Raw genomic sequence first — 18,933 nt, forward strand, 5'->3', positions numbered from 1 at the left:
GGCAACGTCGGGCGCAGCCGGACGATTCCGCTTGACCTTCACACCGTGTGAAGGGCCGACGCTTGCCGCATGACGAACAGACACGAACTCATTCCCGGACGGCACGTCTCCCGCATAGGACTCGGGACCATGCGCCTGGCTGACCGTCCGGATCAGCGGCGCGGACCGACGGCGCCCGTGTGGCAGCCGCCGACCGACAGGCACGAGCTGATCCGCTTCCTCCGCCATGCCATCGACGTGGGAGTCGACCACGTCGACACGGCCGACGCGTATGCGCTGGGCGCGGGGGAGGAGCTCGTCGGGGAGGCGCTGGCCACGCTGCCCGAGGTCGTCGTCGCCACGAAGATCGGCAACGTGCGACCGTCCGCGTCCGAGTGGGTGCCGCTCGGGCATCCCGCCTACCTGCGGCAGCAACTCGAGCTCGGTCGGCGACGGTTGCGTCGCGAACGGATCGACCTCGTCTACCTGCACCGCGTCGACGAGTCCTTCCCGCTGGAGGACCAGCTGGGCGTCCTCGCCGAGGCGCGCGATGCGGGCGCGATCGGCGGGGTAGGCCTGTCGGGGATCGACGCGGAGCTGCTGGACCGCGCCCGCGGGATCACCCGGATCGACGCCGTGCAGAACCCATACAGCGTCGGCGACCGGTCGTCCGCCGACGTGCTGCGGGCGACGTCGACCACGGGGACCACCTTCGTCGCCTTCTTCCCGCTGGCGATGGGGACGGTCGAGCAGGACGCGCGGGTCGCCGAGGTGGCGGCGGCGCGGGGCGCGGAGGCGTCGCAGGTGGCGCTCGCCTGGCTCCTCGCCCAGGGGGAGCACGTGATCGCGATACCCGGCACGACGTCGGAGTCGCACCTGCGCAGCAACCTCGAAGCGCACGACCTGACGCTCTCCGCCGACGAGCTGCGGGCGCTGTCGTCGCGCTGACCGCGCGTCCGCCGGCCGCGAGACAGAGACCCCCGCGCGAGACCGGCCGTGACGGCGGGGGTCTCGCGCGGGGGTCTCTGTCTCGCCGCGCGGGTTCGGTCTCGTCCGAGGACGAGGCCGCGGGTCAGTCGTCCGTGTCGCGGGCGGTTATCGCGAAGTCGGCGTCGAGGTCGAGCTCGACCTCAAGACCGTCGGCGGTGAGCACCGTGACATCCCAGGGGGTCGTGCCGTCGTCGCTGCCGACCTCGACGACCGTGCCGTCGGTGTCCGCGAGGGCCGCTTCGACGAGGGACGCGATGGCGTCGGCGTCGAGCACGTTCTCGGGCGCGCGTTCGTCGGCGTCCGCCGCCTCCGTGGCGATGACCTCGGCCGTGCCGTCCGCCGAGACACGGGCCTCGGTCTCGTCGCCCGCGGTCGTCTCGAACGCGACCTCCCACGCGCCGTCGCGCTGCGCCTCGACGTTCACGGGGTCGCCCTCGGCGACCGACGAGGCGGCCTCGACCGCGTCGACGACGTCCGCGGCCGAGGCGGCGCCGTACGCCTCCACCGAGCCGGTCGCCGACCCCGCGGATCCGGCGCCGTCACCGTCGTCGTCGCGATCGTCGTCGCGGGGCGCCTGGCCATCGTCGTCCTGGGACGAGCGCGTGACGTGATCGTCGTCGTCATCGTGGTCGGCGAGGGCCGCGCCGGCGGCGACGCCGCCGCCCGCGAGCAGCGCACCCACGACGACGGCCCCCGCGATGAGGAGTCCGCGCCGGCGGCGTGGCGCCGGCTCCTGCGTGCTCTGCTGCGTGCCGGCGTCGGTCGGTGCCGTGGCCGAGGTCTCGGGGGTGATGGGGGAGGTGCTGTCGTGATCGCTCATGGTCCGATCGTGCGCCGACAGTGCTGAAGCGGTTCTGAAACGCCCTGAAGACGTCTTCAGGGAAGCGCGGGCAGCGTCACGGTGAAGCGCGCGCCGCCCCAGCGCGAGTCGCCGACCTCGACCGTGCCGCCGCCGGCTGACGCGATGCCCTGCACGATCGCGAGACCGAGCCCGCTGCCGCCCGCGTCGCGCGCTCGCGCCTCGTCGAGCCGCACGAAGCGCTCGAACACCCGCTCGCGCTCCGCCTCGGGGATGCCCGCCCCGTCATCCTCGACGGTGATGACCACCTCGCCGTCCGCCTCGCGGGTGGCGATGGACACCCGGCCCGCGGCGTGCCGCGCGGCGTTGTCGCACAGGTTGCGCAGCACCTGGCCCAGCAGGCGCCCGCTTCCGCAGACGCGTGCGGCCCCGATGCCCGCCGAGTCGATCTCGAGACCCCGCGCCCGCAGCCGGGAGGCCTCCGCGAGGGCCAGATCGTCGACGTCCACGGCCTCGGAGGTGTCCTCCGCGCCCTCGCTGAGCCGGGCGAGCAGCAGCAGCGCGTCCACGATGCCCTGCAGGCGCAGCCCTTCCTCGTGGACGACCTCGGCCAGCTCCGACACCGACGTGGTCTGCGGGTACGTCTGCGCGAGCTCCGCATGCTGGCGGATGGTCGCGAGCGGCGATCGCAGCTCATGGGAGGCGTCGGAGACGAAGGCGCGCTGCGCCTGCGCGGAGCGGTCGAGCCGGTCGAGCATGACGTTCATGGTGGTGGCGAGCGCCGCGATCTCGTCCGACGACTCCGGCACGGGGACACGCCGGTCCAAGCGGTCGGCGGTGATGCCGTCGACTTCCCGCCGGATGCGCGTCACCGGTCGCAGCGCCCGTCCCGTGACGAACCAGGTGGTGGCCGCGACGAGCGCGACGATGAGCGGCACGGCAACGGCGAGCATGACCCCCACCGTCGTCAGCGTCTCCAGCTCGTCGTCGATGGGGACGCCCACGACGACGTGACCGTCCCCGTCCAGCCCGCGCACCGACTCGACGTCCTCCGAGGCGAGCAGCACGGTCTCCTCGTCGACCGTGACCAGCGACGGATCGCCGGGCGGCAGCCGCACCCCCTCGGCCTCGTCGGACGTCGCCACCACGTCGCCGGCGTCGTCGAGGAGCTGGACGACCTCGTCGTCGAGGACGGACACGGCGTCGGCGCCGTCCGCCTCGACCGCCTGGGCGAGCTGCTCGGCGCGTGCCTCGGCCGTCCGCTCCGCACCGGCGAGCACGCTGCCCCTCAGCACGAGGAAGAACGCCGCCGCACCGACGGCCAGCGCCACGGCCACGACCAGCGTCGCGCCGAGCGTGGTGCGCGCCCGGACGGAGCCGAACCTCCGCTCAGCCCCCATCGGACGCCAGACGGTATCCGACGCCGCGGATCGTCTCGATGGCCGATCGCCCGAACGGGCGGTCCACCTTGCGACGCAGGTGCCCCACGTAGACCTCGACGATGTTCGGGTCGCCCTCGAAGTCGTCGTCCCACACGCTCTCGATCAGCTCGCGCTTGGACACGACGTCGCCGCGGCGCCGGACGAGCTGCTCCAGCACGGCGAACTCGCGCGCGGTGAGGGGCACCTCGGCATCGCCCCGCCAGACGCGGTGGGCGCCGGGATCGACGCGGAGGTCGCCGGCCTCGAGCACCACCGGACGTTCGACGCCGCCGCGCCGGATCAGCGCGCGCAGGCGGGCGACGAGCACGGCGAAGGAGAACGGCTTGGTGACGTAGTCGTCGGCACCGCTCTCGAACGCCTCGAGCTGATCCCACTCGCCGTCCTTGGCGGTGAGCATCAGCACCGGCGTCCAGTTGCCTTCCGCGCGGAGCGCCGCGCAGACCTTCCATCCGCTCATGCCCGGCATCATGAGGTCGAGGGCGATCGCGTCGTACGCCCTCTCGCGTGCGCGCCAGAGCCCGTCGACGCCGTCGTGCGCGACGTCGACGGCGAACCCCTCCGCCTCCAGCCCGCGCCGGACGCCCTCGGCGAGACGTCTCTCGTCGTCGACAACCAGGATCCGCATGCCCCCAGTGTGGCCGAGCGCCGCTGAAGCCGTGCTGAAGCGGGGCTGAAGCACCGGGCGCGCCCCGCGCACGGGCCCGGTGACGCGACCCATTGCGGTCGGCGGCGCGCGGCGTGACCATGTGGCATGGGCACTCTCAGCTACACCGCGATCATGTCGATCGACGGCTATGCCGCCGACGCCGACGGGGACTTCCAATGGGCGGCGCCGGGCGACGACGTGTTCCGGTTCCACGTCGACCGGCTCGACGCGGTGTCGACCGAGGTGCTGGGGCGTCGCACGTACGAGCTCATGCGGTACTGGGAGACCGACCCGGACGACGGCTCCTGGAGCGACGACGAGCACGAGTTCGCGCGGCGATGGCGCGGGCTGGACCTCGTCGTGGCGTCCTCCACGCTCGCCGCCCGAGGCGACGCGTCGCACCGTGCGCGCGTCGTCGGCGACCTGAGCCTGTCCGCGCTCCACGACATCGTCGACGAGTCGCGCGGCGAGGTCGAGATCTTCGGGCCCACCACGGCCGCAGCAGCGATCCGCGCCGGCGTGGTCAGCGACTACCGGCTCGTGATCGTCCCGAAGGTCGTCGGAGGCGGCCTGCGCGCCATACCCGACGGTGCGCGTCTGGATCTCCAGCTCGCGCAGCGGCGCGCCTTCGAGAACGGCACCGTCCTGCTCCACTACCGATCGGCCGACGCATCGTCCGCGTGGCCTGAGGCGTCCTGATCCGGGCACGTCTGCCGCCTCCGGCCGACGCTCGCCCGTTCGATACGCTCTCTGCGGGCCCGCCGCCGCACGGGTCGCCGTAACGTTCTCGAGCGGAGAGGACACCGATCAGTCGCCATGACGCACGTTCAGGACGGCCCTCCGCGATCCGCGCCACACAGACGTCGGTGGTGGATCGGCGCAGCGCTCGCCGTGGGCGTCCTCCTGGTCGTGCTGTCCCTGGTCCTTCCCGCTCTGCTGGGTGGTCGGCTCTGGGTCTCGAGCGGTCGTCATGTCGAGATCAGCGACCCGCGGTTCGCGATCGACCTCAGGGTGCCCGACCGCCTCACCATCACGCGGGTCTCCGCCCGTCCTGATGCCGACGGGTGCGCGACCGCGAGGTACTCGTTCGGCAGCGATCTCACGCTGGAGGCGCACTCGTCCGCATGCGCCGGCCTCGAGCAGGGGCCTCGAGCGAACGGCTCCCACGGCGTGTACGTGTCGCTGGAGGACGTCGCCGAGCCCCGGGAAGCGGCAGAGGTGCAGACCCGGCTCGGCCCCGCCCAGGTGTTCGTGCAGCAGTACACGGAGTGCACCAACCTCTGCCGCGACTTCGAGGAGCCCGTCGCGATCATCTCCCTGGACGACCCCGACGACGCCTCCTACCCCTCGCTCGTGCTGCGCAGCGACAGGGGCGAGCTGTCGCGTGACGAGCTGACGGAGATCGTCACCTCCCTGCGTGCGTTGGAGGGGGACGGATGACGACGGACGATCGGAGAGCGGTCGGCCCCCGGGTCGGGCGGATCCTGCAGCAGCTGGAGGCCGCCGGGGGAGTGTCGGTGCCCGGCGCACCCGCCGGCGCGACGGCGCGCTGGCTGCGCCGCCGCACCGCGATGTACGCCGCCTGCGTCGGGGCGATCACGGTCGGCGCCGTCGCGCTGGCCACGGGGCTGCTGCTGCGCGACGACGGCGTGTGGGCGCTGCTGATCCTCTTCGGGGCGTTCCTCGGGTTCGTCGGTCTCGCCGGCGTGGGCGGACTCGCACTCGCGTCGCGCCTGCTGCGCGGGCGGCTGCGGGCCGAGAGGGAGCCGGTGAGCCTGGACCCCCGCGGCGTCACCCTGCGTGGCATCGGTCCGATCCCCTGGAGCCACCTCCTGCCACCCGAACGGCGCCAGGTGCGGGTGAAGAACGACATCGGCGGCCGATGCACCGTCATGCCGCTCACCCCGGTGGGACACGCGGTGGTCAACCGGCAGGCCGGCTGGTGGGCGAACCGGGTGGGGCCCAAGCCCTACCTGCGCCCGGACATCCCGTACCTGCTGCTGCCCGGCGTCGAGGGGCTGACGGAGGGCGAGGCGCTGCAGCTGTTCGCCTCCGCGCATCAGCGGTTCGCCTCCGCGGTCGTGCCACACCATACGCCCGACGACGGTCGCCGCAGCTCGGGGCTCTGACCCGCGGGTTGCTCCGGTGATCGGGAGGAGCGGACGTCTGCTCCCGCGCATCGGGAGCAGACGGAGACCGCCCGGCGTCCAGGCGCTTTACTTCATCGGGATCGACCCGCGATCCCTGGCCGCAGAGCAGCAGACAGGCGACGAAGATGAGCACGCACCGCAGACCGCCGCGCGGGGCCTCCCGCCGCGTCACGATGACCGCGACCGCGGCGGTGGCGCTCCTGCTCGCCGGCGGCATCGGCGCGGCCGCCGTGTCCGGATCCCAGGAGGACGACACAACGGCGGCGGGGTTCTCCGCGCCCGTGTCCGCCGAGCCCGCGGCCGCGCCGACGTCACGGTCGACTCCCACGCCCACGCCGACGCCCACGCCGACCCCCACACCCACGCCGATCGTGCGCGAGGAAGCGGTGATCGAGGCCGTCGCTTTCGCCGAGACGTCCGTCGACGATGCGACTCTGCCGGTCGGGCAGAGCCAGGTCACGGTGCAGGGACGGGACGGCGAGCGGACTCTGACGTACCGGATCACCGAGCTCGACGGTGAGGAGATCGAGCGGGCGTTGGTGTCCGACGTCGTGACCACCCCGGCCGTCGACAGGGTGACCGCCGTGGGCACCTACCAGGCGCCGCCGCCTGAGCCGGAGCCCGTGGCGGAAACGGGCGGCTGCGATCCGAACTACGCCGATGCCTGCGTGCCCGTCGCCAGCGACGTCGACTGCGCCGGCGGCAGCGGCAACGGGCCGGCGTACTTCGACGGGGTCGCCCGCGTCGTCGGCACCGATGTCTACGACCTCGATCGTGACGGCGACGGCTACGCCTGCGAGCCCTGAGCAGCCGTGACCCGGACAGCGACCGCGCTCGCCGCAGCGGTCAGGGCCGAGAGGCCTCGTCGCGAAGCCGCGGCTCCACGCGCAGGGCAGGGGTGAAGCCCGCCTTGTCGGCGTAGAAGGCGCGGATGCGGTCCATGTCGCCCGCGACGTCTCCGGTCAGCTCGATGGTCGGCCCGAGACCGGTGGTCATCGTCGTGCGGTCGACGAACCCGAGGGTGACGGGCATGTGCGCGTCGCGGGCGATCCGGTAGAAGCCCGACTTCCAGTGGGTGTGAGCGCCGCGCGTTCCGTCGGGCGTGACGACCAGGCCGAACACCTCGCCCGCCCGCACCCGCGAGACGACCTGCGTGACGACGTCGCCCGGGTCCGAGCGGTCGACGGGGATGCCGCCCAGCGCCCGCATGACAGGCCCACGCCAGCCGTGGAACAGGCTCTTCTTGCCGAGCCATCGCACGTCGATGCGCAGCTGCCACGCGATCGCGAGCATCAGCACGAAGTCCCAGTTCGACGTGTGCGGGGCGCCGATGAGCACCGTGGGACGATCGGGAGCCGGCTGCGAGACGAGGGTCCAGCGGCTGAACCGCCAGAACACGCGGGCGGTCAGGCGTCGGAGCATCGTCCCACCGTAGATCACCGCGGATGCGCCGCCCGAATCGAGGCTCGCGTCTCGTCCTCTGCAGCGGTTGCCCTGCTGCACCCAGGGGTTGCGGCCTCATCGCCGTCAGACGATCTCGTCCGGCAGGCGCACGACCGCGGACACGAGGTCTCCGACATCGACGCGCTCGGCTCGCTGCACGGCGACTTTGATCGGGAGCAGGAAGCGACCGTCCTTCGGCCACATCGCCGTGTCGAACTCGGTGGCGCCGATGGTCGCCACGACGGGGACCTGCCCCCAGTACATCAGGCCGCGCGCCGCCGCCTTGACGTCCGCCGACGCCTCCGCCGGGAGCGGGGCGAAGACGAACGGCGCCGGCCCGCGCCACTCGATCAGCTCGGCCTCGAACCGCCACGACATGTCGCCGAGCGTAGCGTGACGTCCTCCGCCGGGGTCACCAGCGCTCGAACATCGCCGCCAGCAGCGGCCCCGCCGTCACCGCGCCCGACGTCCCCGACTCGACGAACACCGCGACGGCGAGATCGCCGTGCGTCCCGACCATCCATGCATGGGTGGAGAGGTCACCCTCCTCATTCGGCTCGCCGTACTCGGCGGTGCCCGTCTTCGCGCCCACGGGCTCGCCGGGGATCCCGGCCAGGAAGGTCGCCGATCCGTCGGTGACGACCGCGCGCATCAGCTGCTGCAGCGCGTCCGCCTCCTCGGCGGTGAGCGGTTGTGCGGGGTCGGCCTCCTCGGTCCGGTCGGCGATCAGATGAGGGACGACGGTGCGCCCGGCCTGGATGGACGCCGCGACCGTCGCCATGGCCAGCGGCGTGGCGGTCACACGGCCCTGCCCGATCAGGTCGGCCGCCTTCTCGGTCTCGCCCTCCGGCTCGGGCACCTGTCCGAGGCCGGCGGGGTAGCCGAGGTCGATCTCCGCCCCCAGGCCGAGCGATGCCGCCGCTTCGGCGAGCTCGCCGTCGCCGATCCGGTCGCGCAGGCCGATCAGCGCGGTGTTGCACGAGTTGGCGATCGCGGTGCGGAAAGAGACCTCGCCGACGGCGGCGGCCGGATAGTCGTCGTAGTTCTGGAACGTGTAGCCGTCGACCGTGAGGTCGGGCGCGCACGTCACGACCTCGTCGAGCGTCACCCCGGCGCGCAGCAGGGCGAGGGCGGTGACCAGCTTGAAGGTGGAGCCCGGTGCGTAGGAACCCGTGGTCGCGATGTTCCCACCCTGGGCCCCCGCGCCGTTGGCCGCCGCCAGGATCTCCCCGGTCGACGGCCGGATCGCGACGATGGCGCTCGCGGGCGGCTCGTCGCCGAGGGTCGCAAGGATCTCCTCGGCACCGGTCTGCATCGCCGTGTCGAGCGTGAGCACGAGGGGCTCGGGGTCCGTGCCGTCCCAACGGGCGATCTCGCGCCGCTCGTCTTCGGCGTCGACCGCGTCGATCACGATGTCCGGCGTGCCGCGCAGCGTGGTGTCGTGGGTGCGCTGCAGGCCCGAGAGCCCGACGCGGTCGCCTGCCTGCACCGCGCCCTCGGAGGCCTCGACGATCTCGGCGGTCGCATCGCCGACCACGCCCAGCACCTCGCGGGCGAACGTGCGCGTGGGCGCCAGCGGCAAGGCGTCCTCGACCACCAGGGCGCCGGGAATGCTGTCGAAGTCGTCGCTCACGTGGAGGTGCTCCTCGCCCTCTCGCACGACGAGCGCCTCCACGAACGCCTCGGTGCCCGCCGCCTCGGCCGTGGCGCGGAACGCGGCGGGGTCGATGCCGACGGCGGTGGCGATGCGCTCGGCCGAGTCGCCCACCTGCTCGGCCTCGATCCGCGTCTTGTCCAGGCCGAAGCGGCCCACGGGCCGCTCGGTGACGATCGGCTCGTCGCCGGCGCCGAGGATGTCCGCGCGCTCGTCGAAGCGGCGGCTGATCTCGATCGTCTCGTCCGCCGCCAGCTCCGGCAGGAACGTCGACGGGGTCCACTCGACCGCCCAGCTCTCCTCGCCCTCGACGAGCGCGGCCGTGGTGTCGTACGTCCACTCGTTGCCCTCGACGTCCCACGCCCAATGCAGCACCACGGTGCCCTCCGAGCCGTCGCGCTCGACCTCGTCGGCCGTCACCGAGACGTCGTAGCCGCTCAGAGGCGACACCTGCTGCTCGAAGGTCGCTGCGGCGTCCGCATCCGTGAGCGGCGCGCCCTCCAGCGTGTGCGACGAGAGCGCAGCGGTGAGGTCGTCGACGGCGGCGCGCGCAGCCTCCTCGCTGGCGTTCGAGCATGCGCTGAGCGGCAGCAGTAGAAGGACGAGGGCCGCGGCGGCGACGGGCTTCAGACGGACAGGCTTCAGCGCGAGGGGCATGGGACTCAGGATCCTTCCGACAAGCCACGGGGGTGCACCGCCATCCTGGCAGGCCGACAGGCGGACGCGCGCGCGGAGGGCGCGCCGCGACCTGCGCGCGCGTGCGACAGCGGCACCCGTAGACCGCGTTGGGACGGCGTCGCAACCCCTGGCGTCTCCCGGCGGGCCCGGCGTACGTTCGCGGCATGACTCTCGACACCATGCTCGCCGCGGACATCGAACAGCAGCTCAAGCCCCTGGACGAGGAAGGACGCGCGCAGTTCCTGGTCGACCTCGTCGAGGTCGTCCATCGGTACGCGTCGTCGACGGCGGTCGGCGAGGCGCAGGTGGACGACCGCGAGAGTGAAGGCCTCGGCGAGGTGCTGGCTGCGGCGAAGCGCCACGCCGACGCCGTGCGAGACCGCGGCGACGCCTGACGCTCGACCGCGCCGTCAGAAGTCGGCGTGGTCGTCGCGTCGGCGCTGCACACGCCTGCCCGACACCGTCGCCGGCGAGAAGCGCAGGTGAAGCGGACGGGACCCGCCCGCCCACGGCACCACACGGGACGCACCAGCGATGGACGACGCCTCCTCCTCGGCCATCGCGACGACCGAGCCGCTCATCAGCACGCTCCAGCCGGCCCCGCGGCTGGCGTCGTGGAAGTCGACCTCGAAGGAGACGGGACCTTCGCCGTCCGCCAGCGACGACAGCACCCCGTCGGGAGAGGTGCGCACCACCACGTCTCCGTCGTGGAGCAGGTAGTTGACGGGGATGATCTGGACGCGGTGCTGGTAGACGAAGCCCAGCCGGCCCACCGTCGTCGTCGGCAGAAGCTGCCTGCACTCGTGCTCGCTCAGCGTGATGATCATCGCTCATCCTCCTCGCGCCCGGGACGGGCCCGCGACCCTGCGGTGACTCGATGGTACGTCCGCGGGCCCACCATGGCGCTGCTCGGACCGCGTGCCTCGGGTCAGAGCAGTCCCGCGTCGACGAGGGCGTCGAGCACTCGCCGCGCGTACTCGCCGTGCCCGTCGGCGGTGAGGTGCACCCCGTCCGACCCGACGGGCAGGTCCCAGCCGAGCGTGGAGACGTACGTGAGGCCACGCTCCTGCGCGAGCCGCGAGAGGACGGCGTCCACCTCGTCCTCGTCATCGTGGCCGGGCACGTCGAGGGGGCCGATCACGGCGACACCCGGCGCGCTCGACGCGGCGTCGAGCACCGCGGCCGCGGCCCGCTCGACGTCGTCGGGCCCGACGTGGACGTCGTTGAGGCCGCCCTGGATGACGAGGAAGCCGTCTGCCCTCGTCGCCTCGCGCACCAGGGGGTCGATGCGCGTGCCGAAGGCGTCCGCCCCGCACTGCCCGTCGTTGACGAAGCCGGTGGAAGGCACCGCGTCGAGCAGCAGCGTGAGCTGCGGATCGAGCGCGACGAGCCGATCGGTCCACCGGCTGCCACGGTCGGATGCCTCGTCGCCGGCCGAGTACGAGTCGCCGAGCACGGCGATCGTGCGCTCTCCGTCGCCGAGCGTCTCGATCTTCCCGTAGCGCTGCTCGTAGGCCTCGAAGCCGTCGCACGGAGTGCCAGCCGGGGCGTCGGAGAGCGCGGCGGCGACCACGGCCGTCCCCGCCGCGACGACGACCGCCGCACCGAGGGCGGACAGCACGATCCGGGAACGACGCATCAGACCACCCTCTCGCGCGCCGCCTCACCGAACCCTGAACGCGGCGTCCACCACGCGCACCCTCCGCGTGTCCTCACGCGGCGGCGAACGGGCGCCGACGGCGGCGCTGTCAACCCCCGCGCGCGATCGCCGGCCAGGGCGTTGAGTAAGGAGCATGCCGCGGCTCGCGCGGCCCAAGAACCTGGAGGCACCCATGCTCCGCGCCCTCGCGCTCAACTGCACGCTCAGCCCTTCTCCCGCCCCCTCCAGCACCGCGCTGCTGAACAGCCAGGTGCTCGACGCGCTCTCGGCGCTCGGTGTCGAGGGCGAGCAGGTGCGCGTGGTGGACCACGACGTCCGCCCCGGCGTCCTCGCCGACATGGGGGACGGCGACGAGTGGCCGAAGCTGCGTCAGAAGGTGCTCGACGCCGACATCCTCGTGCTCGGCACGCCCACGTGGATGGGGCACATGTCGAGCGTCGCCCAGCGCGTGCTGGAGCGCCTGGACGCCGAGCTGTCCGAGACCGACGACGACGGGCGCCCGATCCTCGCCGGAAAGGTGGCCGTCGTGGCCGTCGTCGGCAACGAGGACGGCGCGCACGCGATCATCGCGGACGCCTTCCAGGGGCTGAACGACGTCGGGTACACGATCCCCGCCCAGGGCAGCGTGTACTGGAACGGTGAGGCGATGCAGACCGTCGACTACCGCGATCTGTCGGAGACCCCGGAGAAGGTCGCCAGCACGACGGAGACGCTCGCGCAGAACGCCGCCCATCTCGCGGCTCTGCTGGGCGAGCACGCCTACCCCGCACCGCAGGACTGAGGACCGCCGGCAGCGGACGGCCCCGATGATCGGAAAGCAGGCGTAGCATGGCGCGCGTGACTTCGCATGAAGACGCTGTCGTTTCCGCCGCGGACCAGGCCGCACGGCCTACGGCGCCGGTGAGCGCCCCCGCTCTGCTGTCGGCGCCGGGCGTCGCACCGCTCACGCTGCTCGGCGACGCCGCCGCCTCGGCCGGGCTCTGCTCGGGCGGAGCGTGCGCGCTGCCGTCTGCGACGGCGCGCCGCACGACAGACCCGCGTCGCTGACCCGACGGCGAAGCGCCGACCCGGATGACCGGGCCGGCGCTTCGTCGTGTGATGTCGACGGCTCAGTGGGCCGCGCCGACGCCCTCCGGGTTGTCGACCGGCTTGCGGACGAAGAACGCCGCCACGACTGCGACGATCGCGACGATCGCCGAGAAGAGGAACGCGGCGCGTGCGCCGGCGGCTCCCGCGGCGAGCTCCGCCACCCCGCTCGCCTCCTGCGCCGCCGAGACCGACGACATCGTGGTGATCAGCACCGCGACGCCGGCCGCGCCCGCCACCTGCTGCAGGGTGTTCAGGACCGCGGAGCCGTGCGAGTAGAAGCGGCGCTGCAGCGACCCGAGCGACGCCGAGAAGATCGGCGTGAACGACATCGCCATGCCGACCGACATCACCGTCTGCGCGATCACCAGGGCGACGACCGGCGTGCCCTCGGTGAGCGTGGCGTAGAACGCCATCACGCCGGCGACGAGCATCGTGCCGGGGATCAGCGTGACCCTCGGCCCCCGCGCGTCGTAGATGCGGCCGATGATCGGGCCGAGCAGGCCCATGACGATCGCGCCGGGCAGCACGATGAGGCCCGACTCCGTGGCCGACAGCCCCACGACGTTCTGCATGTACAGCGGCAGCGCGGTGAACGTGCCGAACATCGCCAGCGACAGGATCCCCATCACGACGATCGACATGGTGAAGTTGCGCGACGCGAACACCCGCAGGTCGAGCAGCGCGTCGTCGATCCGCTGCAGCACGATCTGACGCCAGATGAAGCCGGCGAGCAGCACCACCGAGCCGGCGATGATGGCGATCGCCAGCACGGGCGACTCGGCCGTCGCCGTGGTCTCGCCGCCGTGCGAGCCGCCGATCTGGGTCAGGCCGAACACCAGTCCGCCGAACGCCAGCGCCGACAGCACGACCGAGAACACGTCGAGCGGCGCGCGCGAGGTCTCGCCGAGGTTGGTGAGCAGCCGGATGCCGATCACCAGCGCCACGACCGCGAACGGCAGCACCGTGCCGAAGATCCAGCGCCAGTTGGCGATGTCGAGCAGCACGCCGGCGAGCGTGGGGCCGATCGCCGGGGCGAGCGAGATCACGATGCCGACGCGGCCCATGATGCGGCCGCGGGCGTGCGCCGGCACGACCGACATCACCGTGGTCATCAGCAGAGGCATGGTGATGGCGGTACCTGCGGCCTGCACGATGCGGCCGATCAGCAGCAGGGTGAAGCCCGGGGCGACCAGGCAGATGATCGTGCCGGCGGTGAACAGCGACATCGCGACGACGAAGGCTTGCCGTGTGGTCAGCCGCTGCAGGAGGAAGCCGGTGGTCGGGATCACCACGGCCATCGTCAGCATGAACGCGCTCGTCAGCCACTGGCCGAGCTCGGGCGGCACGCCCAGGTCGACGTTGAGGTGCGGGATCGCGATGCTCATCGTCGTCTCGTTGAGGATCGCGACGAAGGCGGCGATCAGCAGCAGCCAGACCACGCGCATGCCCTTCGGATCGATCTCGGGCGCCGCGGGGACGGATCCGGTGCGGGGACTCATGTCTGTGGCTGTCATTGATCTCCTCGAGGGAAAGGGCGAAGCACCCGGACGCGGCATCAGACGGGTGGGACGGCACGAGGACGCGTGATCACGCAGGCCGACGTTCCAGCGTAACGGCGGGGCTCGCCGCGGCATTCCCGATCGGCAGGAGTTCACCCGGCCGTCACCCGGCCTGCGCCGAGATCGGCGGCGCAGGCCGTCTTAGGCTGGCCGCATGAGCATGGGGATGCGCGGCGCGCGCGTGGGGTTCGCACGCGGCGACGAGGACGCGCTGCGACGGCAGAACGCCGAGGCCCCGCGCATCCCCGATCTCGGTCGCCGAGTGGTGGCGATGTTCCGCCCCTACCGCGGACGCATCGCCGTGACCGTGCTGCTCGTCGTCGTCGGCGCGGCCCTGGGCGTCATCCCGCCGCTCGTCATCCAGCGGATCTTCGACGACGCGCTGTTCCCCACGGACGGCGGCGCGGTCGACACGGGCCTGCTGGTGAGGCTCGTGGCCCTGATGGTCGGGCTCTACGTCGCCAGCGCGCTCGTGGGCGTCGCCCAGACCTGGTTCACCTCCAACGTCGGGAACCGGGTGACCGGCGATCTCCGGGTGCGGATGTTCGAGCACCTGCAGGCGATGGAGCTCGGGTTCTTCACCCGCACCAAGACCGGCGTGATCCAGTCGCGCCTGCAGAACGACGTGGGGGGCGTCTCGGGCGTTCTCACCAACACGGTCACGAGCATCCTGGGCAACGCCGTCACGGTGATCGGCGCCCTGGTGTCGATGATCCTGATCGACTGGCGCCTGACCCTCATCGCGGTGGTGATGATGCCGGTGCTCGTCGTCGTGCAGCGCCGGGTCGGGCAGGTCCGCGCCAGGATCGCCGCCGCCACCCAGCAGTCGCTGTCGGAGCTGACCGCGATCACGCAGGAGACGCTGAGCGTCTCGGGCATCCTGCTGTCGAAGTCGTTCAACCGCCAGCGCACCGAGTCGGCGCGCTACGCGAGCGAGAACCGCAACCAGATCTCGCTGCAGGTGAGGCAGGCGATGAGCGGTCAGGGCTTCTTCGCGGTGGTGCACGTGCTGATGGCCAGCGTCCCCGCCGTCATCTACCTCGTCGCGGGGTTCCTGCTCGCCGGTGCGCCCGGCGCGATCACCGCGGGCACCGTCGTGGCGTTCACGACCGTGCAGGCGCGGCTGCTCCAGCCCCTGATCGGCCTGATGCGGGTGGCGCTCGACCTGCAGACGTCCGCGGCGCTGTTCGCCCGCATCTTCGAGTACCTCGACCTGAAGCCCGCGATCGAGGACGCCCCCGGTGCGGCGTCGGTGACGGACGCGCCGGGCCCCGTCGGCCGCATCGAGTTCCGCGACGTGTCGTTCCGGTACCCGGATGCGGCGGCCGACTCGCGCCCGACGCTCCGTGGGGTCTCCTTCGTCGCCGAGCCCGGCCAGCAGGTGGCGTTCGTCGGTCCGAGCGGTGCGGGCAAGACGACCGTCCTGTATCTGACCCCGCGGATGTACGAGGCCTCGGCGGGGCAGGTGCTGTTCGCCGGGCGGGACGTGCGCGAGCTGTCGCAGGAGTCGATCATCGACCACGTGGGGATCGTGTCGCAGGAGACCTATCTGTTCCACGCCACGATCCGCGAGAACCTGCGCTACGCGCGGCCGGACGCCACGGACGAGCAGATCGAGGACGCGTGCCGCAAGGCGAACATCCACCACATCGTCGCGGGGTTCGAGGACGGCTACGACACCGTGGTGGGGGAGCGCGGCTACCGCCTCTCGGGCGGCGAGAAGCAGCGGATCGCGATCGCCCGGGTGCTGCTGAAGGACCCGCCGGTGCTGCTGCTCGACGAGGCGACGAGCGCGCTCGACACGGTGTCGGAGCGCATCGTCCAGGAGGCGCTGGATGCGGCGGCCGCCGGTCGGACGACGCTGTCGATCGCCCACCGGCTGTCGACGGTCATCGACGCCGACGTGATCCACGTCGTCGATGCCGGCCGCATCGTGGAGTCGGGCACGCACTCCGAGCTGCTGGCGAGAGGCGGGCTGTACGCCGAGCTCGCGGAGGAGCAGCTGGCGGCGAGCCGCGTCCTCGAGGCCGAGGGCGAGGCGGCCGACCATCCCGATCGTCGTGCCGACCGTCCGCCCGCCGACGACGACCCGGTGCCGACGACACCGGTGGTGCTCGTGCAGTCGTCCATCCCCGGACCGGTGCCCGAGGCATGAGCGTCGACGTCAGGACCGTCGAGATCGACGGCACCCGGATCCGGGACATCCCCTCGCTGTACGCCGAGCTCGACCGTGCGCTGATGAGCGGGGTGGAGTGGCGTCTCGGGCAGAGTCTCGATGCGCTGGACGACCTCCTCTACGGCGGGTACGGCGAGATCCAGGGCGGCGAGCCGGTGATCCTGCGCTGGCGCGGGTTCGCGCAGAGCGCCGCCGCGCTCGGCGTGGAGGCCACCCGCGCGTGGCTGCGGGCGAAGCTGGAGCGGCCGGGCACGTTCGACGAGGCGAGGATCCGCGCCGACCTCGAGGCGCTCGAGGCCGGGACAGGGCCGACCTACATCGACATCGTGCTCGAGATCATCGCTTCGCACCCGAACATCGACCTCGTGCGCGCCTGACGCCGGCGCATCAGGTCCGAGGACAGCGGGTCGGCGGGCACCGGGTCGGCGGGCGGGTCAGAGGGCGAGGGACGCCTCGACCTCCGCGGCGAAGGCGTCCACGGCCGCGCGCGAGGCGGCGTCGAGATCCAGGCCGGCGAGGCGCGGCACGTCCATCCGCAGGATCTGTGCGACGCGCGCCTGGTGGGCGTTCGGCGGCGCCTCGCGATGCAGGACGTCGAGCCCGTCGCGCAGCGCCGAGAGCGCGCCGGCGAGCACGACCGGATCAGCCTCGCGCTGCGTGATCGAGGTGCCCTCGGCGCGTACCCGCCAGTGCACGACGGGCTCGGCGACGGTGTCGATCGCGGCGGCCCGCGCGTAGAGAAGCTGCGTCACCGCCTGGTCCTCGTACAGCCCCTGCGGGAACCGCAGCGAGCGCCACAGCGATGCCCGGTAGGCCTTCGACCACACGGCGATGTTGCCGGTGACCTCGGGGTGCGTGCCGAGGGTCGCTCGTTCCCGCGGCGGCGCGGTCGACGCGACGACCCACGGCTGCACGGGCGAGGGCGCGTAGCCCTCTTCGGTCGGGCGCAGCCGGGCGTACTGACCGACCGCGATGTCGCTGCCGGTGCGCTCGAGCGATCCGATCAGCAGCTCGAGCGCGCGCGGCAGCATGACGTCGTCGGCGTCGAGGAACGCGATGTACGGGGTGTCGGCGAGCTCCAGCCCCGTGTTGCGAGCGGCGCCGAGTCCGCGCTGCGCCGGGTGCGAGACGACGGTGAACCTCGTGTCGTCGCGCGCGAAGCGGGCGAACACGTCGCCCGTGCCGTCGGCGGACCCGTCGTCCACCAGGATCGCGCGCCAGGCGTCGAGCGTCTGGGCCCGGAGCGACTCCAGAGCCTCCGCGGCGTACGGGGCGACGTCCCACCCCGGCACGATCACGGTGACGAGCGGTTCCGCGGCGGGGGAGGGCACCCCGCGATCCTACGGCCGCGGGGTCGGGCTCGGCTCGCGCACGACGCAGCATGCACGGGGCCGCTCGACGGCATGTCCCGGCGGCACGCCGCCCCGACGCCCGGACGTTCCCGCTTGCCGCGCGCGACGGCCGAGGTGACGGGGTCAGCGATGGACGGCGGCGACGGACGCCGCGACCGCCTCCGCGACGTCGACGAGCCGCGTCCGGTGGTCGTGGGCGAGGGAGATGCGCAGCGCGGTCTGGGCGGCGTCGGCGGACACGCCCATGCCCAGGAGCACGTGCGACGGATCGGAGCTGCCGGCGGCGCACGCAGAGCCGCTGGAGGACAGCACCCCGCGGCGCTCCAGCTCGAGCAGCACCGCCTCCCCGCTCGTCCCGGGGCCGTCGGCGCCCGCGAACGTGAAGCTCGCAGTGCCCGGCAGGCGCCGGGTCGGGTGTCCGGTGAGGCGCGCCGAGGGGACGAGGGCGAGCACCCGGGTGATGAGCTCGTCGCGCAGCGCCCCCACCCGCTCGGCGTTCGCGACGCGTTCGGACTCGGCGAGCTCCAGGGCCGTCGCCAGCGCCACGGCCCCCGCGACCGACTCGGTGCCGCTGCGTCGGCCGCGCTCCTGTCCGCCTCCGTGCAGCAGCGGCTCGATCGGCACCCTTCCGCGGACCGCCAGCGCCCCGGTGCCCTTCGGGGCCCCGATCTTGTGCCCGGCGATCGTGAGCGCGTCCACCGGCAGCCCGGAGAGCGGCAGCCAGCCGGCGGCCTGCACGGCATCGGTGTGCAACGGGATCCGGCCGATCGCGGCACGGATGCCGACCAGATCCTGCACCGTGCCCACCTCGTTGTTCGCGTAGGCGACCGAGACGAGCTCGGTGTCGTCGCGGATCGTCTCGCCCACGTCGGCGGGGTCCACGAGGCCGTGACGGTCGACGGGGACGACACCGACCTCGATGCCGTGCACCGCCTCGAGATGCGCGGCGGAGCGCAGCACCGACTCGTGCTCGATCGAGGTGATGACGATGTGTCCGGCGCTCGCGGGGGGATGCCTCACGTGGTCCCGGCGTCGACGCTCCAGCATCGCCGCGACCGCCACGCCCTTCACCGCGAGGTTGTTCGCCTCGGTGCCACCCGAGGTGAAGACGATGTCGCCGCGGCGCATGCCCACCACGGCGGCGACGCGCGAGCGCGCGTCCTCGAGCGCGTTCGCCGCCCGCTCTCCCGCACCGTGGCGACTGGACGGGTTGCCGAACTCCGTCGTCAGGTGCGGCGCCATCGCCTCAAGGACCTCCCGTCGCACGGGAGCGGTCGCGGCGTTGTCGAGATACAGGGCGTCCAGATACCGCATGA

At 72.7% G+C, this 18,933-nt stretch carries 21 protein-coding genes; 10 read left to right on the forward strand and 11 right to left on the reverse strand.

Going from position 1 to position 18,933, the window contains the following annotated elements; translation table 11 throughout:
* Window positions 1-69: 69 nt before the first annotated feature.
* On the forward strand, window positions 70-927 hold the full coding sequence (locus tag K5S26_RS02740) for an aldo/keto reductase (RefSeq protein WP_281427092.1): 858 nt from the start codon (window positions 70-72) through the stop codon (window positions 925-927).
* Between the two features lie 124 nt (window positions 928-1,051).
* Here K5S26_RS02740 and K5S26_RS02745 read toward each other — a convergent pair whose 3' ends face one another.
* The 3 genes from K5S26_RS02745 to K5S26_RS02755 are packed head-to-tail and all read right to left on the reverse strand — an operon-like array spanning window position 1,052 to window position 3,835.
* Entirely contained in the window at window positions 1,052-1,789 is a 738-nt protein-coding gene (locus K5S26_RS02745; RefSeq protein ID WP_221855723.1) for a PepSY domain-containing protein, read from the reverse strand.
* Window positions 1,790-1,845: 56 nt separating this feature from the next.
* Entirely contained in the window at window positions 1,846-3,168 is a 1,323-nt protein-coding gene (locus K5S26_RS02750; RefSeq protein ID WP_221855725.1) for a sensor histidine kinase, read from the reverse strand.
* Window positions 3,158-3,835: a response regulator transcription factor gene (locus K5S26_RS02755; protein WP_221855727.1), complete on the reverse strand. Its 678-nt coding sequence runs from the start codon at window positions 3,833-3,835 to the stop codon at window positions 3,158-3,160. Before K5S26_RS02755 ends, K5S26_RS02750 begins: the two co-directional genes overlap by 11 nt.
* A 126-nt stretch (window positions 3,836-3,961) precedes the next feature.
* Here K5S26_RS02755 and K5S26_RS02760 point away from each other — a divergent pair, with 126 nt between their 5' ends.
* From K5S26_RS02760 to K5S26_RS18575, 4 genes are all read left to right on the forward strand, one after another.
* Window positions 3,962-4,555 carry a dihydrofolate reductase family protein gene (locus K5S26_RS02760; protein ID WP_221855729.1) on the forward strand — a complete coding sequence of 198 codons (594 nt, stop codon included), beginning with the start codon at window positions 3,962-3,964 and terminating at the stop codon, window positions 4,553-4,555.
* Window positions 4,556-4,747: 192 nt separating this feature from the next.
* On the forward strand, window positions 4,748-5,296 hold the full coding sequence (locus tag K5S26_RS02765; protein WP_221855731.1) for a hypothetical protein: 549 nt from the start codon (window positions 4,748-4,750) through the stop codon (window positions 5,294-5,296).
* Complete coding sequence (locus K5S26_RS02770; protein WP_221855733.1) at window positions 5,293-5,985, forward strand: hypothetical protein; 693 nt, start codon at window positions 5,293-5,295, stop codon at window positions 5,983-5,985. The genes K5S26_RS02765 and K5S26_RS02770 overlap by 4 nt, the downstream gene beginning before the upstream one ends.
* A gap of 146 nt (window positions 5,986-6,131) precedes the next feature.
* Window positions 6,132-6,812: a G5 domain-containing protein gene (locus tag K5S26_RS18575; protein WP_246603417.1), complete on the forward strand. Its 681-nt coding sequence runs from the start codon at window positions 6,132-6,134 to the stop codon at window positions 6,810-6,812.
* Between the two features lie 40 nt (window positions 6,813-6,852).
* On the opposite strand, the gene K5S26_RS02780 is transcribed toward K5S26_RS18575, so the two are convergent.
* From K5S26_RS02780 to K5S26_RS02790, 3 genes are all read right to left on the reverse strand, one after another.
* Complete coding sequence (locus K5S26_RS02780; RefSeq protein ID WP_221855735.1) at window positions 6,853-7,428, reverse strand: 1-acyl-sn-glycerol-3-phosphate acyltransferase; 576 nt, start codon at window positions 7,426-7,428, stop codon at window positions 6,853-6,855.
* A gap of 105 nt (window positions 7,429-7,533) precedes the next feature.
* The gene (locus tag K5S26_RS02785) at window positions 7,534-7,827 is read right to left on the reverse strand and encodes a DUF1905 domain-containing protein (protein ID WP_221855737.1); all 294 of its coding nucleotides are present in this window, start codon (window positions 7,825-7,827) and stop codon (window positions 7,534-7,536) included.
* Window positions 7,828-7,861: 34 nt separating this feature from the next.
* Complete coding sequence (locus K5S26_RS02790; protein ID WP_221855739.1) at window positions 7,862-9,760, reverse strand: penicillin-binding transpeptidase domain-containing protein; 1,899 nt, start codon at window positions 9,758-9,760, stop codon at window positions 7,862-7,864.
* A gap of 185 nt (window positions 9,761-9,945) precedes the next feature.
* Between K5S26_RS02790 and K5S26_RS02795 the strand changes: the two genes are divergently transcribed.
* Window positions 9,946-10,176 (forward strand): hypothetical protein, encoded by a 231-nt coding sequence (locus tag K5S26_RS02795; RefSeq protein WP_221855741.1) that lies wholly within the window; start codon window positions 9,946-9,948, stop codon window positions 10,174-10,176.
* Between the two features lie 15 nt (window positions 10,177-10,191).
* Here K5S26_RS02795 and K5S26_RS02800 read toward each other — a convergent pair whose 3' ends face one another.
* On the reverse strand, window positions 10,192-10,608 hold the full coding sequence (locus K5S26_RS02800) for a pyridoxamine 5'-phosphate oxidase family protein (protein ID WP_221855742.1): 417 nt from the start codon (window positions 10,606-10,608) through the stop codon (window positions 10,192-10,194).
* Between the two features lie 101 nt (window positions 10,609-10,709).
* Window positions 10,710-11,420 carry an SGNH/GDSL hydrolase family protein gene (locus K5S26_RS02805; protein ID WP_221855744.1) on the reverse strand — a complete coding sequence of 237 codons (711 nt, stop codon included), beginning with the start codon at window positions 11,418-11,420 and terminating at the stop codon, window positions 10,710-10,712.
* 193 nt (window positions 11,421-11,613) lie between these two features.
* On the opposite strand from K5S26_RS02805, the gene K5S26_RS02810 reads away from it, so the two are divergent.
* Together K5S26_RS02810 and K5S26_RS02815 are read left to right on the forward strand one after the other, a co-directional pair.
* Entirely contained in the window at window positions 11,614-12,222 is a 609-nt protein-coding gene (locus tag K5S26_RS02810) for a flavodoxin family protein (protein WP_221856036.1), read from the forward strand.
* A gap of 56 nt (window positions 12,223-12,278) precedes the next feature.
* Complete coding sequence (locus K5S26_RS02815) at window positions 12,279-12,488, forward strand: hypothetical protein (RefSeq protein WP_221855746.1); 210 nt, start codon at window positions 12,279-12,281, stop codon at window positions 12,486-12,488.
* 62 nt (window positions 12,489-12,550) lie between these two features.
* Here the strand turns inward: K5S26_RS02815 and K5S26_RS02820 are convergent, their stop codons facing one another.
* Window positions 12,551-14,044 (reverse strand): DHA2 family efflux MFS transporter permease subunit, encoded by a 1,494-nt coding sequence (locus K5S26_RS02820; RefSeq protein WP_221855748.1) that lies wholly within the window; start codon window positions 14,042-14,044, stop codon window positions 12,551-12,553.
* A gap of 199 nt (window positions 14,045-14,243) precedes the next feature.
* Between K5S26_RS02820 and K5S26_RS02825 the strand changes: the two genes are divergently transcribed.
* The gene (locus tag K5S26_RS02825; protein WP_221855750.1) at window positions 14,244-16,244 is read left to right on the forward strand and encodes an ABC transporter ATP-binding protein; all 2,001 of its coding nucleotides are present in this window, start codon (window positions 14,244-14,246) and stop codon (window positions 16,242-16,244) included.
* Window positions 16,241-16,642, forward strand: a complete 402-nt coding sequence (locus K5S26_RS02830) for a barstar family protein (RefSeq protein ID WP_221855752.1) — start codon at window positions 16,241-16,243, stop codon at window positions 16,640-16,642. The genes K5S26_RS02825 and K5S26_RS02830 overlap by 4 nt, the downstream gene beginning before the upstream one ends.
* A gap of 57 nt (window positions 16,643-16,699) precedes the next feature.
* On the opposite strand, the gene K5S26_RS02835 is transcribed toward K5S26_RS02830, so the two are convergent.
* Together K5S26_RS02835 and K5S26_RS02840 are read right to left on the reverse strand one after the other, a co-directional pair.
* Window positions 16,700-17,596: a glycosyltransferase family 2 protein gene (locus K5S26_RS02835; RefSeq protein ID WP_221855754.1), complete on the reverse strand. Its 897-nt coding sequence runs from the start codon at window positions 17,594-17,596 to the stop codon at window positions 16,700-16,702.
* 144 nt (window positions 17,597-17,740) lie between these two features.
* Window positions 17,741-18,931, reverse strand: coding sequence for a cysteine desulfurase family protein (locus K5S26_RS02840; RefSeq protein WP_221855756.1), 1,191 nt, complete (start codon window positions 18,929-18,931; stop codon window positions 17,741-17,743).
* Window positions 18,932-18,933 lie beyond the last annotated feature (2 nt).

It is taken from the genome of Microbacterium marinilacus (assembly GCF_019753765.1).
GTDB classification, from domain to species: domain Bacteria; phylum Actinomycetota; class Actinomycetes; order Actinomycetales; family Microbacteriaceae; genus Microbacterium; species Microbacterium marinilacus.

Bases quoted from the DNA above. Each gene is read 5' to 3' on its own strand.
- K5S26_RS02740 (WP_281427092.1), top strand. From the start codon at position 70: ATGACGAACAGACACGAACTCATTCCCGGACGGCACGTCTCCCGCATA.
- K5S26_RS02745 (WP_221855723.1), bottom strand. From the start codon at position 1,789: ATGAGCGATCACGACAGCACCTCCCCCATCACCCCCGAGACCTCGGCC.
- K5S26_RS02750 (WP_221855725.1), bottom strand. From the start codon at position 3,168: ATGGGGGCTGAGCGGAGGTTCGGCTCCGTCCGGGCGCGCACCACGCTC.
- K5S26_RS02755 (WP_221855727.1), bottom strand. From the start codon at position 3,835: ATGCGGATCCTGGTTGTCGACGACGAGAGACGTCTCGCCGAGGGCGTC.
- K5S26_RS02760 (WP_221855729.1), top strand. From the start codon at position 3,962: ATGGGCACTCTCAGCTACACCGCGATCATGTCGATCGACGGCTATGCC.
- K5S26_RS02770 (WP_221855733.1), top strand. From the start codon at position 5,293: ATGACGACGGACGATCGGAGAGCGGTCGGCCCCCGGGTCGGGCGGATC.
- K5S26_RS18575 (WP_246603417.1), top strand. From the start codon at position 6,132: ATGAGCACGCACCGCAGACCGCCGCGCGGGGCCTCCCGCCGCGTCACG.
- K5S26_RS02780 (WP_221855735.1), bottom strand. From the start codon at position 7,428: ATGCTCCGACGCCTGACCGCCCGCGTGTTCTGGCGGTTCAGCCGCTGG.
- K5S26_RS02785 (WP_221855737.1), bottom strand. From the start codon at position 7,827: ATGTCGTGGCGGTTCGAGGCCGAGCTGATCGAGTGGCGCGGGCCGGCG.
- K5S26_RS02790 (WP_221855739.1), bottom strand. From the start codon at position 9,760: ATGCCCCTCGCGCTGAAGCCTGTCCGTCTGAAGCCCGTCGCCGCCGCG.
- K5S26_RS02795 (WP_221855741.1), top strand. From the start codon at position 9,946: ATGACTCTCGACACCATGCTCGCCGCGGACATCGAACAGCAGCTCAAG.
- K5S26_RS02800 (WP_221855742.1), bottom strand. From the start codon at position 10,608: ATGATCATCACGCTGAGCGAGCACGAGTGCAGGCAGCTTCTGCCGACG.
- K5S26_RS02805 (WP_221855744.1), bottom strand. From the start codon at position 11,420: ATGCGTCGTTCCCGGATCGTGCTGTCCGCCCTCGGTGCGGCGGTCGTC.
- K5S26_RS02810 (WP_221856036.1), top strand. From the start codon at position 11,614: ATGCTCCGCGCCCTCGCGCTCAACTGCACGCTCAGCCCTTCTCCCGCC.
- K5S26_RS02820 (WP_221855748.1), bottom strand. From the start codon at position 14,044: ATGACAGCCACAGACATGAGTCCCCGCACCGGATCCGTCCCCGCGGCG.
- K5S26_RS02825 (WP_221855750.1), top strand. From the start codon at position 14,244: ATGAGCATGGGGATGCGCGGCGCGCGCGTGGGGTTCGCACGCGGCGAC.
- K5S26_RS02830 (WP_221855752.1), top strand. From the start codon at position 16,241: ATGAGCGTCGACGTCAGGACCGTCGAGATCGACGGCACCCGGATCCGG.
- K5S26_RS02840 (WP_221855756.1), bottom strand. From the start codon at position 18,931: ATGCGGTATCTGGACGCCCTGTATCTCGACAACGCCGCGACCGCTCCC.